Origin of the sequence: Bacillus sp. PS217, assembly GCF_037963535.1 — a bacterium.
GTDB lineage: Bacteria > Bacillota > Bacilli > Bacillales > Bacillaceae > Bacillus > Bacillus subtilis.
The window spans coordinates 2187426-2202721 of sequence record NZ_CP150157.1 but is presented as its reverse complement, the minus strand read 5'-3'; the positions used below and the strand labels follow the sequence as shown (position 1 = coordinate 2202721).

The 15296-nt window shown below is 43.0% G+C and carries 20 protein-coding genes and 1 riboswitch; of the genes, 14 read left to right on the top strand and 6 right to left on the bottom strand.

Annotation, left to right across the window (positions count from 1 at the left end):
- Nucleotides 1–37: 37 nt before the first annotated feature.
- From kdgT to exnP, 11 genes are all read left to right on the top strand, one after another.
- Nucleotides 38–1030 (top strand): 2-keto-3-deoxygluconate transporter, encoded by a 993-nt coding sequence (gene kdgT / locus NSQ83_RS11150; protein WP_014477146.1) that lies wholly within the window; start codon nt 38–40, stop codon nt 1028–1030.
- Nucleotides 1031–1141: 111 nt separating this feature from the next.
- Entirely contained in the window at nt 1142–2647 is a 1506-nt protein-coding gene (ypwA, locus tag NSQ83_RS11145) for a carboxypeptidase (protein WP_029726796.1), read from the top strand.
- A gap of 141 nt (nt 2648–2788) precedes the next feature.
- Nucleotides 2789–2888: riboswitch (purine riboswitch) on the top strand.
- 90 nt (nt 2889–2978) lie between these two features.
- Nucleotides 2979–3563 carry a xanthine phosphoribosyltransferase gene (gene xpt, locus NSQ83_RS11140; RefSeq protein WP_003230744.1) on the top strand — a complete coding sequence of 195 codons (585 nt, stop codon included), beginning with the start codon at nt 2979–2981 and terminating at the stop codon, nt 3561–3563.
- Nucleotides 3560–4876 (top strand): xanthine permease PbuX, encoded by a 1317-nt coding sequence (gene pbuX, locus NSQ83_RS11135; protein ID WP_046663426.1) that lies wholly within the window; start codon nt 3560–3562, stop codon nt 4874–4876. The genes xpt and pbuX overlap by 4 nt, the downstream gene beginning before the upstream one ends.
- Before the next feature lie 72 nt (nt 4877–4948).
- On the top strand, nt 4949–6046 hold the full coding sequence (bpsA, locus tag NSQ83_RS11130) for a type III polyketide synthase BpsA (RefSeq protein ID WP_046663424.1): 1098 nt from the start codon (nt 4949–4951) through the stop codon (nt 6044–6046).
- A 3-nt stretch (nt 6047–6049) separates the two neighbouring features.
- Nucleotides 6050–6556, top strand: a complete 507-nt coding sequence (gene bpsB, locus NSQ83_RS11125; RefSeq protein WP_041336387.1) for an alkylpyrone methyltransferase — start codon at nt 6050–6052, stop codon at nt 6554–6556.
- Nucleotides 6557–6626: 70 nt separating this feature from the next.
- Nucleotides 6627–6716, top strand: coding sequence for a Fur-regulated basic protein FbpC (gene fbpC / locus NSQ83_RS11120; protein ID WP_100069434.1), 90 nt, complete (start codon nt 6627–6629; stop codon nt 6714–6716).
- 175 nt (nt 6717–6891) lie between these two features.
- Entirely contained in the window at nt 6892–10473 is a 3582-nt protein-coding gene (gene dynA, locus NSQ83_RS11115) for a dynamin GTPase (protein ID WP_046663419.1), read from the top strand.
- A gap of 64 nt (nt 10474–10537) precedes the next feature.
- Nucleotides 10538–10795: a YpbS family protein gene (locus NSQ83_RS11110; protein ID WP_003230757.1), complete on the top strand. Its 258-nt coding sequence runs from the start codon at nt 10538–10540 to the stop codon at nt 10793–10795.
- A gap of 75 nt (nt 10796–10870) precedes the next feature.
- The gene (locus NSQ83_RS11105; RefSeq protein WP_003230761.1) at nt 10871–11017 is read left to right on the top strand and encodes a hypothetical protein; all 147 of its coding nucleotides are present in this window, start codon (nt 10871–10873) and stop codon (nt 11015–11017) included.
- 100 nt (nt 11018–11117) lie between these two features.
- The gene (exnP, locus tag NSQ83_RS11100; protein ID WP_046663416.1) at nt 11118–12008 is read left to right on the top strand and encodes a 5'-3' exonuclease ExnP; all 891 of its coding nucleotides are present in this window, start codon (nt 11118–11120) and stop codon (nt 12006–12008) included.
- 7 nt (nt 12009–12015) lie between these two features.
- Here exnP and sspL read toward each other — a convergent pair whose 3' ends face one another.
- From sspL to NSQ83_RS11085, 3 genes are read right to left on the bottom strand one after another with little or no spacing between them, the layout of a single operon-like run.
- A complete protein-coding gene (gene sspL / locus NSQ83_RS11095) occupies nt 12016–12144 on the bottom strand; it encodes a small, acid-soluble spore protein L (RefSeq protein ID WP_003218255.1) in 129 nt (42 codons plus the stop codon).
- Between the two features lie 41 nt (nt 12145–12185).
- Nucleotides 12186–12584: a reverse transcriptase-like protein gene (locus NSQ83_RS11090; RefSeq protein WP_015383923.1), complete on the bottom strand. Its 399-nt coding sequence runs from the start codon at nt 12582–12584 to the stop codon at nt 12186–12188.
- Complete coding sequence (locus tag NSQ83_RS11085) at nt 12584–13273, bottom strand: queuosine precursor transporter (RefSeq protein ID WP_014477139.1); 690 nt, start codon at nt 13271–13273, stop codon at nt 12584–12586. Before NSQ83_RS11085 ends, NSQ83_RS11090 begins: the two co-directional genes overlap by 1 nt.
- A gap of 82 nt (nt 13274–13355) precedes the next feature.
- Between NSQ83_RS11085 and NSQ83_RS11080 the strand changes: the two genes are divergently transcribed.
- Together NSQ83_RS11080 and NSQ83_RS11075 are read left to right on the top strand one after the other, a co-directional pair.
- Entirely contained in the window at nt 13356–14036 is a 681-nt protein-coding gene (locus NSQ83_RS11080; RefSeq protein WP_021481511.1) for a ribonuclease H family protein, read from the top strand.
- Nucleotides 14029–14211, top strand: coding sequence for a zinc-finger domain-containing protein (locus tag NSQ83_RS11075; RefSeq protein ID WP_004399003.1), 183 nt, complete (start codon nt 14029–14031; stop codon nt 14209–14211). Before NSQ83_RS11080 ends, NSQ83_RS11075 begins: the two co-directional genes overlap by 8 nt.
- A 27-nt stretch (nt 14212–14238) precedes the next feature.
- Here the strand turns inward: NSQ83_RS11075 and NSQ83_RS11070 are convergent, their stop codons facing one another.
- Entirely contained in the window at nt 14239–14508 is a 270-nt protein-coding gene (locus NSQ83_RS11070; protein ID WP_015251856.1) for a DUF2564 family protein, read from the bottom strand.
- A 155-nt stretch (nt 14509–14663) separates the two neighbouring features.
- Here NSQ83_RS11070 and degR point away from each other — a divergent pair, with 155 nt between their 5' ends.
- Nucleotides 14664–14846: a transcriptional regulator DegR gene (gene degR / locus NSQ83_RS11065; RefSeq protein ID WP_003230774.1), complete on the top strand. Its 183-nt coding sequence runs from the start codon at nt 14664–14666 to the stop codon at nt 14844–14846.
- A gap of 51 nt (nt 14847–14897) precedes the next feature.
- Here the strand turns inward: degR and cspD are convergent, their stop codons facing one another.
- Together cspD and NSQ83_RS11055 are read right to left on the bottom strand one after the other, a co-directional pair.
- Nucleotides 14898–15098, bottom strand: coding sequence for a cold-shock protein CspD (gene cspD / locus NSQ83_RS11060; protein WP_003230776.1), 201 nt, complete (start codon nt 15096–15098; stop codon nt 14898–14900).
- A gap of 15 nt (nt 15099–15113) precedes the next feature.
- Complete coding sequence (locus tag NSQ83_RS11055; RefSeq protein ID WP_123373170.1) at nt 15114–15260, bottom strand: hypothetical protein; 147 nt, start codon at nt 15258–15260, stop codon at nt 15114–15116.
- Between the last annotated feature and the right edge of the window lie 36 nt (nt 15261–15296).

The window sequence follows — 15296 nt, the reverse complement described above, 5'->3', positions numbered from 1 at the left end:
TGTTTTTTCATAACCGGAGGATGGGAGAATCCACAATATGAAAATCAAGGCGACAATTGAACGGGTACCTGGCGGAATGATGATTATTCCGCTATTTCTTGGAGCGGCGCTCAACACGTTTGCGCCTGGAACAGCGGAGTTCTTTGGAGGGTTTACGGGTGCTTTGATTACCGGAACGCTGCCGATACTGGGTGTTTTTATCTTTTGCGTAGGAGCAACGATTGATTTTCGTTCTTCAGGCTATATCGCAAGAAAAGGAATCACGTTATTATTGGGAAAGGTCGGATTTGCGGCGCTGCTCGGCGTGATCGCAGCGCAATTTATACCTGACGAAGGCATACAATCCGGCTTTTTTGCAGGCCTTTCTGTTTTAGCAATTGTCGCGGTAATGAATGAAACGAACGGCGGACTGTATTTGGCGCTCATGAATCACATGGGAAGAAAAGAGGATGCGGGCGCTTTCGCCTTTATCAGTACAGAATCTGGTCCTTTTATGACCATGGTGACGTTTGGTGTGACGGGACTTGCCGCATTCCCATGGGAAACGCTGGCAGCGACAGTCATCCCGTTTTTACTTGGATGTATACTTGGAAATCTGGATCATGATCTCAGAGACTTATTCAGCAAGGTTGTGCCGGCGATCATTCCATTTTTCGCCTTTTCGCTCGGCAATACCTTGAATTTTGGAATGCTGATCCAATCAGGGCTGCTCGGCATTTTTATCGGAGTTTCTGTCGTCATTTTATCGGGCAGTTCTTTGTTTTTGCTTGATCGTTTTATTGCGCGGGGAGATGGTGTCGCGGGAGTGGCCGCTTCTTCTACGGCAGGGGCGGCTGTAGCCGTGCCATATGCATTAGCGGAAGCGAATGCCTCATTTGCGCCAGTTGCTGAGTCGGCAACTGCAATTATCGCGACAAGCGTTATTGTCACCTCGCTCTTAACCCCGCTGGCAACAGTGTGGGTAGATAAAAAAATCAAGCAGAAAAAGCGGAGAACACCTCCGCCAAAAAATCAAATGACGATCAACTGAATAAAAAGGCTGCCACAAAACATACCGGCAGCCTTTTATACAAACAATTTGACTTTCATACCCCCTTCCATTAGCCTGTAATGGAACGGCTAGAATAGGGAGGGAATGGATATGGAGATACATACATATGAAAAAGAATTTTTTGATCTTTTAAAAAGAATCTCACATTACAGCGAAGCAGTTGCGTTAATGCACTGGGACTCCAGAACAGGCGCGCCGAAAAACGGCTCAGAGGATCGTGCCGAAAGTATCGGCCAGCTTTCAACAGATATATTCAATATCCAAACATCAGATCGAATGAAGGAGCTTATCGATGTCCTGTATGAACGATTTGATGACTTGTCGGAAGATACGAAAAAAGCAGTGGAACTGGCGAAAAAAGAGTATGAAGAGAATAAGAAAATCCCTGAGGCTGAATACAAAGAATACGTGATTCTCTGTTCAAAGGCAGAAACAGCGTGGGAGGAAGCGAAAGGAAAATCTGATTTCAGCTTGTTTTCTCCTTATTTAGAACAGCTGATTGAATTCAATAAACGTTTTATTACGTATTGGGGATATCAAGAGCATCCTTATGATGCATTGCTTGATTTGTTTGAGCCCGGCGTCACGGTAAAGGTGCTTGATCAGCTGTTTGCTGAGCTGAAGGAAGCGATTATCCCTCTTGTTAAACAGGTGACAGCTTCCGGAAATAAACCAGATACAAGCTTTCTTACAAAAGCGTTCCCGAAAGAAAAGCAAAAAGAGCTCAGTCTGTATTTTTTACAGGAGCTTGGCTACGATTTTGATGGCGGAAGACTTGATGAAACCGTTCATCCGTTTGCAACTACGCTGAATCGGGGAGACGTTCGGGTCACGACGAGATATGATGAAAAAGATTTCCGGACGGCGATCTTTGGCACCATTCATGAGTGCGGGCACGCGATTTACGAGCAAAATATTGATGAAGCACTCAGTGGTACGAATTTGTCAGACGGCGCATCAATGGGAATTCATGAATCGCAATCATTATTTTACGAGAATTTTATCGGCCGCAACAAGCATTTTTGGACACCGTACTATCAGAAGATTCAAGAAGCATCACCTGAACAGTTCAAGGACATCTCCCTGGATGATTTTGTCCGGGCAATCAATGAATCAAAACCTTCATTTATCAGGGTCGAAGCGGATGAATTAACGTATCCTCTTCATATCATCATCCGTTATGAAATTGAAAAAGCGATTTTCAGCAATGAAGTGTCTGTGGAAGATCTGCCGTCGCTTTGGAATCAAAAATACCAGGATTATTTAGGGATTACACCGCAGACCGACGCAGAGGGGATTTTACAGGACGTCCATTGGGCAGGTGGTGATTTCGGCTACTTCCCATCCTATGCGCTCGGCTACATGTATGCGGCTCAGCTGAAACAAAAAATGCTTGAGGATCTCCCTGAATTTGACGCTCTCTTGGAAAGAGGAGAGTTCCATCCGATAAAGCAATGGCTGACGGAAAAGGTGCACATTCACGGAAAACGGAAAAAGCCGTTAGACATTATTAAAGATGCAACAGGAGAAGAGCTGAATGTTCGCTATTTAATTGATTATTTATCAAACAAATATTCAAATCTCTATCTGTCATAATCAAAAGCCTGGCGGCGCGGTCGTCAGGCTCTTTTATATCGAATTCCCTTGAAATACGAATGATATCTAAAAAAACAAAAATAAAGTTCGGGAATTTTTATTTTCAGCCTATGCAAGGGATTAGAATCTTGATATAATTTATTACAATATAATAGGAACACTCATATAATCGCGTGGATATGGCACGCAAGTTTCTACCGGGCACCGTAAATGTCCGACTATGGGTGAGCAATGGAACCGCACGTGTACGGTTTTTTGTGATATCAGCATTGCTTGCTCTTTATTTGAGCGGGCAATGCTTTTTTTATTCTCATAACGGAGGTAAGACAAGATGGAAGCACTGAAACGGAAAATAGAGGAAGAAGGCGTCGTATTATCTGATCAGGTATTGAAAGTGGATTCTTTTTTGAATCACCAAATTGATCCGCTGCTTATGCAGAGAATTGGTGATGAATTTGCGTCTAGGTTTGCAAAAGACGGTATTACCAAAATTGTGACAATCGAATCATCAGGTATCGCTCCCGCTGTAATGACGGGCTTGAAGCTGGGTGTGCCAGTTGTCTTCGCGAGAAAGCATAAATCGTTAACACTCACCGACAACTTGCTGACAGCGTCTGTTTATTCCTTTACGAAGCAAACAGAAAGCCAAATCGCAGTGTCTGGGACCCACCTGTCGGATCAGGATCATGTGCTGATTATCGATGATTTTTTGGCAAATGGACAGGCAGCGCACGGGCTTGTGTCGATTGTGAAGCAAGCGGGAGCTTCTATTGCGGGAATCGGCATTGTTATTGAAAAGTCATTTCAGCCGGGAAGAGATGAACTTGTAAAACTGGGCTACCGAGTGGAATCTTTGGCAAGAATTCAGTCTTTAGAAGAAGGAAAAGTGTCCTTCGTACAGGAGGTTCATTCATGAGAAATGGATTCGGCAAAACGCTGTCTTTAGGGATTCAGCATGTTCTTGCCATGTATGCCGGCGCCATTGTCGTTCCTCTGATTGTCGGAAAAGCAATGGGACTGACTGTCGAGCAGCTGACTTACTTAGTATCGATTGATATTTTTATGTGCGGTGTGGCTACACTTCTGCAAGTGTGGAGCAACCGATTTTTTGGGATCGGGCTTCCGGTAGTGCTTGGCTGTACCTTTACAGCTGTATCGCCGATGATAGCGATTGGATCTGAATATGGGGTTTCAACAGTTTACGGCAGCATTATCGCTTCAGGCATTCTTGTCATTCTTATTTCATTTTTCTTTGGAAAGCTCGTATCGTTTTTTCCGCCGGTCGTGACAGGCTCTGTTGTTACGATTATCGGTATTACACTGATGCCGGTTGCCATGAATAACATGGCCGGCGGAGAAGGAAGTGCAGATTTCGGAGATCTCTCCAATCTTGCGCTTGCTTTTACCGTGTTGAGTATCATTGTGCTTCTATACCGTTTTACAAAAGGCTTTATCAAGTCCGTCTCGATTTTGATCGGTATTTTGATTGGCACCTTCATCGCATATTTTATGGGAAAAGTTCAATTTGATAATGTTTCGGACGCGGCAGTTGTTCAAATGATTCAGCCATTTTACTTCGGAGCGCCGTCTTTTCACGCAGCGCCTATCATTACGATGTCCATCGTTGCAATTGTCAGCCTTGTGGAGTCAACTGGTGTTTACTTTGCTTTAGGTGACCTGACAAACCGCCGTTTGACAGAGAAAGATTTGTCTAAAGGCTATCGAGCTGAAGGACTGGCTGTGCTTCTGGGCGGTATTTTTAACGCTTTTCCTTACACGGCATTCTCTCAAAATGTCGGGCTTGTTCAGCTCACAGGGATCAAAAAAAATGCCGTCATTGTGGTCACAGGTGTGATCCTAATGGCATTTGGGCTGTTTCCAAAGATCGCTGCTTTCACGACTATTATTCCATCCGCTGTTTTGGGCGGTGCAATGGTGGCGATGTTTGGAATGGTGATTGCTTACGGAATTAAAATGCTCAGCCGCATTGATTTTGCGAAACAGGAAAATCTGCTGATTGTTGCTTGCTCAGTGGGATTGGGGCTCGGTGTGACCGTTGTGCCGGATATTTTCAAACAGCTTCCGAGTGCCTTAACGCTGCTTACAACGAATGGCATTGTGGTGGGCAGCTTTACTGCAGTCGTCTTAAATATTGTATATAACGTTTTTTCTAAAGCTAAAAAAATAGAACAAGAAGCTGACCTCGCTGAACAAAAAACAGCAGTCTAACTCCGCCGCGGCGGAGTTTTTTTGCATATAAAAAAGATTGTTGCGGCACAATGTATGCAAAGAGGTGATCGCATGGCGTTTATTTTATCCATTGGAACAAGTCTTCCTGCGTATAATGTAAACCAAGAGAAAGCGGCCGAGTTCGCCCGCTATATGTTTCAGCATTCTTTTAAGGATATTGACCGGCTGTTATCCTCCTTTAAAAACGGGCAAATCCATTCGAGACAGTTTGTTAAGCCGATTGAATGGTATAAAGAGGGGCACAGCTTTGAAGAAAAAAATCAAATATACATAGAAGAAACACTTAAACACAGCAGAGCGGCTGTTCGTGAGTGCCTCTCTCATCCGGAATTTTTTCAAGAAGCCATTCCTTATGAGAAAGTGGAAGCTGTTTTTTTCGTCTCCAGTACAGGTCTTTCCACACCGAGTATCGAGGCGCGGCTTATGAATGAACTTCCGTTTTCTCCATATACGAAGCGGATTCCGATTTGGGGGCTTGGCTGTGCAGGAGGAGCCAGCGGACTTGCGCGTGCAGCCGAATACTGCAAAGCGTATCCTGAGGCTTTTGTGCTTGTCATTGCTGCCGAGCTGTGCAGCCTGACATTCCAGCCGGAAGATAAAACGAAAAGCAATCTGATCGGCACCTCGCTTTTTGGTGACGGCATTGCCGCAGCTTTATTATGCGGAGAGAAGGCGGACCGCAGGATGTCAAAGCTGAAGCTTGCGCCGAAGATAATGGACGCCCAATCTGTTTTGATGAAACAATCAGAAGATGTCATGGGCTGGGACTTTACCGATCAAGGATTCAAAGTCATTTTCTCACGAGACATTCCGACCTTGGTGGAAAAATGGCTCAAAACAAATGTACAGATTTTTTTGGACAAACATAAGCTGTCATTCCATGATATCTGTGTTTTTTTGGCGCATCCAGGCGGAAAAAAAGTGATCGATGCATACATCAAAAGTCTCGGGCTGTCGTCAGAAAAGCTTTCATCTGCGCTAAGCATTTTGCAAAAGCACGGAAATATGTCTTCAGCCACAATCTTGTATGTGATCAAAGACCATCTGCAGAACGGACATAAAAAGGAAGCTGAACGAGGACTGATTGGCGCTTTAGGGCCGGGTTTCTCATCAGAGTTGCTGTTATTCAGCTGGGAAAAGGGGGCCTGACTCATGTTTTGGTTGTTGATCGCCATTCTCATTGTTCAAAGAGCAGCAGAAATGGCAGTGGCCAGGCAAAACGAACAAAAGGTAAAGAAGCAAGGAGCAATTGAATTTGGCGAGAGCCACTATCCGTATATCATTACGATGCATATCCTTTTTTTCCTGTCCTTAATTGCCGAGGTGCTGCTGATGAATAAACAGCCGTCCAGCTGGTGGCTCGGTATCGCTGCAGTGATTTTAAGCGTACAGATCGTACGGTATTGGGCGCTTTGTTCCTTAGGGGCATATTGGAATACGAAAATCCTTGTTGTTCCAGGTGTAGAGCTTGTAAAAAAAGGTCCATATAAATGGATGAAACATCCAAACTATGCCGTTGTTATACTCGAAATTTTGCTGATTCCGCTGCTTTATCAAGCATACGTCACCATGTGTCTGTTTTCCATTTTCAATGCCGTGTTGTTAAGCATCAGAATTCGCGCAGAAGACAAAGCATTACAGGAATACAGCGTAAAATAGCGATTGAAAATCATTCTCAACCATGTTAAAATGAATTTGAAAAAGATTCTCAATCAGGATGGTGAAGCAAATGACAATGCTGTTTTTGCTTGGAGCGGTTTGTACATATAGTGTATTAATTGGTTTTGTATTAAAAGGAATCTCTAATAAATCTGTTTGATGAATCTGGAACTTGTAAAAGTTGCAGATTTTCTTTTATAGAAGCTGCCGTAATGGCGGCTTTTTTCTATTCTCCTAAAGAAATTTGGTTTATTCTTGTGTAAAATGAAAAGGGAATGAATTCAGATCTTTCGAAAAAGGTTCACAATTGAAACGGCACAAAGGGGTTCAGACTTATGACAGATCAAAACAGAAAAGAGCTTTTGCATAAAACTGGGGAAATTTATAAGCAATTTATTGAGAATCAAGATGAACAAAGGGCTGCTAAACTGGCTGCGGTCATGAAAAAAGCGGCTGATGAAGAGGTTTATATCGCGTTTACCGGGCATTATTCAGCGGGAAAATCGTCACTGCTGAACTGCCTGTTAATGGAGAATATTTTGCCGACAAGCCCGATTCCGACAAGCGCTAACCTTGTTGTGATCAGAAACGGGGAAAAGCGAGTTCGGCTTCATACAACAGACGGAGCGTGTGCTGAGCTGGAAGGGGCTTACCAGAAAGACAAGGTGCAGCAATATTGTAAAGACGGGGAACAGATTGAAAGCGTCGAAATTTTTGACAGGTATACTGAGATCGATCCCGGGGTTGCGTATATTGATACTCCAGGGATAGATTCAACAGATGATGCTCATTTTCTATCGGCTGCTTCTATTCTTCACCAAGCGGATGCGCTGTTTTACGTCGTTCACTATAATCACGTGCACGCTGAGGAAAATGTAAAGTTTCTCAGATCAATAAAAGAAAGCATTCCGAATGTGTATTTTATCGTCAATCAAATTGACCGCCATGATGAGACGGAGACGAAATTTGGAGACTATCAAGCGCAGGTAGAGGAGATGCTTTGCAATGAAGGGATTTCAAGGGAAGCGCTCTATTTTACATCAGTAACAGAACCGGATCACCCGTTCAATCAGATGGGGGCCCTGAGAGAAGAGTTAAGAAGAATAGAACAGCAATCAAAAAGCAATATGCAAGCTTTAACGGAACAAAAAGTCCGTAATCTGCTAAAGGAACATACGGAAATGCTGAAGAAAGACGAAACAGGCGCTCCGAGTTTCGCTGAACAGCTTAATATCCAAACTGGACTGGTCCAATCGCTGCGTGATCAATTGGATGAGGCCGAAAAACAAACGACTGAGGCAGAGAAGAGGATGCAGGAAGAAATCAATCTTATTTTAAAAAACGCCAACCTGACGCCTTTTGAAATGCGTGAATTGGCGGCTGCATTTTTAGAATCACTAGAGCCTTCCTTTAAAACCGGCTTTTTCTTTTCTAAAGCGAAAACTGCACAGGAAAGAGATAAAAGGCGGAATGCTTTTTTCTCTGATGTGGCAAAACGAACAGAGGCCGAAGCGGATTGGCATATGATAGACACGCTTCATAAACTCGCCAAGGCATTTGATGTCTATACCGCTGAAAGTGAAAAGCTGATTCAGGCCTATCGCACACCGCTTGATATAAGCATCATTGAACGCGCGGTCAAGCATGGTGCAGCCTTTTCCTCTGAATATGTATTGCAATATACAAAAGACTTGGCAGAGCTCATCCGGAAAGAGGCGAAAAGAGAAGCCGCAGACATCATAAAGGTGCTCTCCGCTATGGTGAAAGAGCGTGTTTCCAAAGATGTGCAAACAATTAACGACCGGCTCGTCCAAGAATCAGAAAAACTTGTCTTTCTTCAAGAACAGGCACGTTTAGAGAATAATGCCCGAGAGAAAACCGATCGCCTGTGGGCCATTTGGGAAGAAGAGTCCGCATGCCCAATGCATATAGACACAGAATGGTTTAAATCGAAGAAAACAAGAGTGGCGGCTCCAGAGCAGAAACAAGGCCGAAGCCAGCTGACGGCGCAGCCGATGCCGAAATCAGAAATCAAAATGGAACAAGAAATGCCGCTTCAAGACCAAATCAAACGCTTTTACACTTTGTCTGACATTTTAGGCGAATGCAGCATGTTGTTAAAGCAAACTTCAGCGTTTCGTGAAAGGGTGAAAAGGCTTGAGGAACGTAAATTTACACTCGCTCTTTTTGGAGGCTTTAGCTCGGGGAAATCATCATTTGCCAATGCGCTTGTCGGCGAAAGAGTGCTGCCATCCTCACCAACGCCAACCACAGCGACAATTAACAAGATCACAAAGCCAATCAATGGCAACTTAAACAAAACAGCGGATGTAGTGTTTAAGACAGAGGATGACATAACGGCTGAAATTTTGCAGCTCACCGGAATACCAAAGGAGCCGGCAGGCTGTTCCTTCACAGAGAAGTGGGAAAAGGCAGTCAAAAAAAACAGGCTGCAGGAAGAACACGTGAAATTGATCAGCAATTTCCTGCTTGCATACGAGAAGTATCAGCAGTATATACAGGAACAGAAGAAATTAACGATTCCGCTCTCTGAATTAAAGCCGTATGTAGCAGAGGAAACAACGGCCTGTGCTGTGAAAGAGGTAACGGTCTACTATACATGCCCGCTCACTGAAAAAGGGATTACGATCGTTGATACACCCGGCGCGAGCAGCATGAATAAACGGCATACAGAACTGGCATTCCAATATATCAAAGATGCTGATGCATTTTTTTATATGACTTATTATCAGCACTCTTTTTCAAAAGGAGACCGTTCATTTTTGCGAAAGCTTGGACTTGTGAAAGAATCGCTCAGCATGGATAAAATGTTTTTTATTATTAATGCTGCAGACCTTGCAAAAGATAAAACAGAACTCGAAACAGTGACCGATTATGTCAGCACAGAGCTTGTAAAAGAAGGGGTTTATGAGCCGCAGCTCTTTACCGTATCAAGTAAGGAGGAACTGGTGGGAAAACCGGAGTCATTTTATAATCAGTTCTCGAAAGTAAGAAAACACTTAGACCGTTTTATCGAAGTGGATGTAAAAAAAGCGTCAGCAGCGCAGCTCAGTTCGGAGGCAGACAAACTATGCGAAACCGTTTTTCAGCTTCACCAATCCCAGCATCAGTCCCGAGAAGAGAAGGAAGCGCAGAAACAGCGCCTTATGCTGTCATTTGAGCGGACAGCCGCCGATATCGAGAAACGGCGGAACTCAAAAACCATCATTGAAAAAGTAAAAAAAGATACAAGAGAGCAGCTATATCACATTACACAGCGATTATCATATTTTGCAAATGATTTATTAAAATCCGCATTTCATCCCGGGCTGCAAAACGGGGATTGGAAAAAGAACGTCAGTAAGGCGATGACAACAGCCTTACATGAATATCAATTTGAATATATTCAGGAAATCAAAACGCTTGATGTTCGCATGAGCGGTTTCATCGAACGGCATATCAATGAAGAATGGCTGGATCATTTTCAAAAAACATTAAACGAGGACGGTTATTTTTCCGTTTATGCGGGTGATCAGCATTCGAACGGCATACAGTTGAAGGAAGTTGAACCGGAAATAGAAGAACGTGCTTTTGAGCAGGAACTAAAAGAGATCAAATCACCGAAGCAGTTTTTTGAGCAGAAAGGAAAAGCGGCCTTTATCGAAGCTGTGCGGATGAAACTTACGAAAATCACAGAGGCATGGATAAAAAATGAAGAAGAAAGCCTGATCTCTCATTACACAGCTCACCTCAGACGCTTACAGGAAGATATGGGCGAAAAAGCAATCGCGCAAATAACGGATCAAAAAGAGACATATTTAAGAGGATATGCGGAAGGGGAACATGCGAAAGAGATTGAAATGGCGTATCAGGCTTGCATCTCCTGGAAAAATTCAGACAATACAATAAAAATGTAAAATTCAGTTGGCTTGTATTTCAAGTCATGATAGACTAAATAGAAAAAAGCGAGATGAACGATTAATGTCAGAGGTACATAAAGCAATTTCAGCACATTCATCAAAACAGCACGAGCATATCAAAGCATTTATGCGTCTTGAAAATATGCGTGAATTGGCGATTGAAGAAGCTGTTGCTAAATGCAGAAACGATGAGCCTTATACTACAGATGCAATTAATGAAATTACCGAGCAAATGAATCAGCTCGCTAAAAAAGGCATCGTCCCGACAAGACGGCTTGTATCAAAAGAAATGGTCAGAGAATACGTAAGCCGCATGTAAGCTGGATGATCCTGTCGCGAGTGAACCTCCTGCCGGAAGCATATACTATATGCATCCGACGTAAGGGGGGGATTCATGTTGGGCAGAACAAAGCTCGGAAACAGAAATGCACAGGCGAATAACAATGCCAAAAAGAAAAACGGATTTCAAACCCATTTTGACTCTTACGCAGGACGCGAAGCTGAAAAGCTGATCGCCAGCAACAAAAGACACAACGATTGATAAATATCCAAACAGTATCTCTAATTAAAGAGATACTGTTTTTTATTTTTGGGCTGCTTTATGATAAAATAGAAGGAATGAAAGAAAAGGGAGTTATTTGATGAATAATAATAAACTATTGCTGGTTGACGGCATGGCTCTTTTATTCCGGGCCTTTTTTGCCACGGCCGTACATCGCAACTTTATGATAAATGACAGCGGGGTGCCGACGAACGGCGTCAACGGCTTTTTAAAGCATTTGATTACAGCTGTGGAAACATTCCAGCCGACACACGTCGTCTGCTGCTGGGACATGGGGAGCAAAACGTACCGAAATGACTTGTTCCAAGATTATAAGGCCAACCGCAGCGCGCCGCCTGTGGAGCTGATTCCGCAGTTTGATTTGGCAAAGGAAGCAGCCGCAGAGCTTGGAATCATGAATATTGGCTTTGCCGGCTATGAAGCGGATGACTGTATCGGTACTCTTGCCGATTTATTTGCGAATGAAGCGGACATTACGGTCGTAACAGGGGACAGAGATTTACTTCAGCTGTTAACGGATAAAGTAAGCGTTGCTTTGCTTCAAAAAGGAATCGGAAATTATAAAGTCTATACAAAAGAGACTTTTTATGAAGAAACAGGCGTAATGCCGAAGGCTTTGATTGATATTAAAGCGCTTATGGGTGATTCCAGTGATAACTATCCCGGAGTCAAAGGCATTGGAGAAAAAACAGCCTACAAACTGATTCGTGAATATGAAACGATTGACCGTTTATTGGAAAATCTTTCTCTTCTTCCAAAAGGACAGCAGGGAAAAATTCAGCAAGGTTTAAGCGATTTGGAGATGTCGAGGAAGCTGGCGGAAATTCATTGCTCAGTGCCGCTGGCCTGCACACTGAAAGACGCTTTATTTACTTTGCAAATGAAGCAGGCGGCTGACATGCTTCGCCGCCACCAAATCAAAGGAATTGAGCGTATGCTTGAAAAGCTGAACGCTAGAGAGATCGTTTAGATCTTCTCTAGCGTTTTGTATTGCTTTTTTTTGCTCTCTCCTCAAGCTCTGTTTTAGGGTCATTATGTGTATTGCCTTCCAGGTCGCCTTGCGGAGTAACACCGCCGGTCAGCCGGCCTTTATCTTTCTTTTTCATGTTAGTTCACCTCGCCATTAGGATGAACCAATGATCAAGATTTAATTCTTTTCATTCAGCCGAATCGCTTCTTTTGCCAGAAGATCGGCTTTTTGGTTTTGCTTGCCCGGTATCCATTTGATGAAAAAAAGAGGGAATGCCGCTTTTAATCGGATGATTTCTTCTACGAACGGTTGAAACGTTTTATTTTTAACCATTTCAAGCTCAGTTGCGCGTTCCACAATATCTGAATCGGTTCGAAAGGAAACCGATTGATACCCGCGCGTTGCACATAGCTTCATCCCTTCAATTAATGCAAGAAATTCCGCTTCTTGATTTGTATGCACTCCGATTGGAATAGAGAAGGATTCTGCTATTCCCTCATGTTTGATAAAAATGCCGATACCGGAAGGTCCGGGATTACCGGCGCTTGCGCCGTCTACGTATATTTCTGTAGGCATTATGAACTCCTTTCATCTTTAGGTATCATTTTTTTGGCTGCATAAGCATAAGGCAATGAAATCAAAGATACCGCAAACTTAATCAAATATGTAGAAATAAAAATATGAAGCCACACGCCTGCCGGATAAATGCCGAGAAAGGCGACTGCAGTGAATATGAATGTATCAAACAACTGGCTGACTGCTGTACTGCCGCCGTTTCTGAGCCATAAAAGCCGATCAGAAGGAAATATCCTTCTAATTGCCGAATATACATAAACATCCAGCGTTTGGCTGAAGATAAAGGCAAGCAGACTTCCTAACGCAACTCGCGGAAGGAATCCGAAGATCGTTTCCAGCGCTGTTTGTGATATGTCGCTGGAAGCCGGTTCGAAAAGCAGCACGCCCTGCATGACAAATGTCAGCGTCAGGAGCGTTGAGAATCCGAGCCATACCGCTTTTCTGGCTTCAGCTGGCCCGTATTTTTCATTCAGCACATCTGTCGCAAAAAAGATTGTGCCATACATCACATTCCCAAGTGTCGCTGTTAAGCCAAACAGTTCGACTGTTTTGACGACTTGGAGGTTGGCGCAGACTGTCGCAAAACCGATCCAAACAAACAGCCCCATTTTGCCAAATCCTTTATAAAATAAAAGAACAATGATAAAATGAATGATCGCAAAAAAGATCCAAAACGAATTATTAAACAAGATGAAAAAGCTTCCTTTCCGGGGTAAGATTGGTTTGATTATAGCATAAGCCCGACAACTAATGAATGGTAAGGTGATTGTAATGAAGCTCAGACCGCATTTGAAAATAGAAGCAAAAGGAACAGGATCCGTCTCATTTTTTAGCGAAGACTGGCTGACAGCACAGCAGGCACGTATGCTCGCCAGAGAACTTGGACGTTTTCCATACATGAAAGAGCTAGAGTTCGAAGACGAGAAAGGCGGCAGCTGGACGCTGAAGGAATTGGAAAAGCTGACAGAGGAGCTTGCTCAAGAGCCTGATGACATTACTGTTTATTTTGACGGCAGTTTCGATAAGGAGAGCGAACTGGCCGGTCTCGGGATCGTCATCTATTATTCATTGGGAGGAATCCGTCATCGCTTGAGAAAAAATAAAAGCTTCCGGCTGAAAACCAATAATGAAGCTGAATACGCAGCGCTTTATGAAGCAATAAGAGAAGTAAGAGAGCTGGGGGCAAGCAGAAATTCAATTACAATCAAAGGGGACTCGCTTGTTGTGCTGAATCAGCTTGACGGCAGCTGGCCTTGTTATGATCCATCTCATAATGAATGGCTTGACAAAATAGAAGCACTCCTTGAATCGCTGAAGCTTACTCCAACCTACGAAACAATACAACGAAAAGACAATCAGGAAGCTGACGGCCTCGCTAAAAAAATTCTATCCCATCAATTCGTAGAAAGCCACACGAAATTAGACCGTAACGGAGATGACGATATTGGATAAGAAAATGATCTTTAAAGAACTGACAGAACTGCACGATGAATATTGCAAGGACTGTTTTATTAAGAAGCAGTTTCGCAAAGAATTTGGCAAAACTTATGCGCATTCATTTTGTATCAATAAATGTACGGTTGGTGAAAAGTTGAAACAATACGGAGATGTCTTAACCAATCACTAAAAATAAAAACCGCAGAAGCTGCGGTTTTTATTCTTTGAATTCATCCAGCTGATGCTCGCTGTCATCTAGCAGCTGCTGTTGCTGCTTTACAAATTCAGGATCATCGAGAGCTGCCAGCTCTTCAGATTGTGACAGTTCTCTAGCATCCTCAATGGCTTGGTATGCAGAGTCGACTAATGTTTTGCTTTGGCCTCTCGTCGCGGCTCCTGTTGTTTTCTGCGCTGTTTCCACCGCTAGTTCCAGCCGCCGCTTATCCGTAAAGCCAGTCTGATCCTCATTATGAAATTCTGAAGTCACAAAAAACACCTCCGCCATTATTTTGCAGAGTTTTTTTGAAATTTATGTACCAAAATAGAAAAGAAAATAAAAATAAGCCGATATAACTATTGAACCAGAATAAATAGGACTGTTTTACTATTTGAGGTATCTTGATAGAGAAGGGGAACGCAGCTATGGATGATAAAGACTTGAAGTTGATCCTTCACAAAACATTTATAGAAATATACAGTGATTTAGAAGAACTGGCGGATATCGCGAAAAAAGGAAAACCATCAATGGAAAAGTATGTTGAAGAGATTGAACAGAGGTGTAAACAAAACATTTTGGCGATTGAAATCCAGATGAAAATCAAATAGGAGAGGCGAATGCCTCTCCTCTATTTGTCATCTCATCATCATGTATTGAGTTTAGAGTTTTACAACATTAGAAGCTTGAGGTCCACGATTACCTTCGACAATTTCAAAAGAAACTTCTTGTCCTTCTTCTAATGATTTGTATCCATCTCCTTCGATAGCTGTGAAGTGAACAAATACATCGTCTCCGCCTTCAACTTCAATGAAGCCGAATCCTTTTTCGTTGTTGAACCATTTTACTTTACCGTTTTGCATATTGCTTAATTCCTCCTAGTACTGTAGCACCCATGTGCTAAAAAAAATTTTGTCATCATCTAACTTTGATTCATTGTTAAATGATGGTTCAACTATACACCATCTGGGAGCACCCGTCAAGTTTCGAAACGGCTTATTTTTCAAAAGAAGGGCAAGTTTCATAAAAAAATGTAACCGCTTTTATTAATGGCTGAATAT

Coding starts and splice junctions, on each gene's coding strand:
- NSQ83_RS11090 (WP_015383923.1), bottom strand. CDS start 12,584: ATGCCTACAGAAATATACGTAGACGGCGCAAGCGCCGGTAATCCCGGA.
- bpsA (WP_046663424.1), top strand. CDS start 4,949: ATGGCGTTTATTTTATCCATTGGAACAAGTCTTCCTGCGTATAATGTA.
- pbuX (WP_046663426.1), top strand. CDS start 3,560: ATGAGAAATGGATTCGGCAAAACGCTGTCTTTAGGGATTCAGCATGTT.
- degR (WP_003230774.1), top strand. CDS start 14,664: ATGGATGATAAAGACTTGAAGTTGATCCTTCACAAAACATTTATAGAA.
- ypwA (WP_029726796.1), top strand. CDS start 1,142: ATGGAGATACATACATATGAAAAAGAATTTTTTGATCTTTTAAAAAGA.
- cspD (WP_003230776.1), bottom strand. CDS start 15,098: ATGCAAAACGGTAAAGTAAAATGGTTCAACAACGAAAAAGGATTCGGC.
- NSQ83_RS11110 (WP_003230757.1), top strand. CDS start 10,538: ATGTCAGAGGTACATAAAGCAATTTCAGCACATTCATCAAAACAGCAC.
- NSQ83_RS11055 (WP_123373170.1), bottom strand. CDS start 15,260: ATGAAACTTGCCCTTCTTTTGAAAAATAAGCCGTTTCGAAACTTGACG.
- sspL (WP_003218255.1), bottom strand. CDS start 12,144: ATGAAAAAGAAAGATAAAGGCCGGCTGACCGGCGGTGTTACTCCGCAA.
- kdgT (WP_014477146.1), top strand. CDS start 38: ATGAAAATCAAGGCGACAATTGAACGGGTACCTGGCGGAATGATGATT.
- dynA (WP_046663419.1), top strand. CDS start 6,892: ATGACAGATCAAAACAGAAAAGAGCTTTTGCATAAAACTGGGGAAATT.
- xpt (WP_003230744.1), top strand. CDS start 2,979: ATGGAAGCACTGAAACGGAAAATAGAGGAAGAAGGCGTCGTATTATCT.
- NSQ83_RS11105 (WP_003230761.1), top strand. CDS start 10,871: ATGTTGGGCAGAACAAAGCTCGGAAACAGAAATGCACAGGCGAATAAC.
- bpsB (WP_041336387.1), top strand. CDS start 6,050: ATGTTTTGGTTGTTGATCGCCATTCTCATTGTTCAAAGAGCAGCAGAA.
- NSQ83_RS11080 (WP_021481511.1), top strand. CDS start 13,356: ATGAAGCTCAGACCGCATTTGAAAATAGAAGCAAAAGGAACAGGATCC.
- fbpC (WP_100069434.1), top strand. CDS start 6,627: ATGACAATGCTGTTTTTGCTTGGAGCGGTTTGTACATATAGTGTATTA.
- exnP (WP_046663416.1), top strand. CDS start 11,118: ATGAATAATAATAAACTATTGCTGGTTGACGGCATGGCTCTTTTATTC.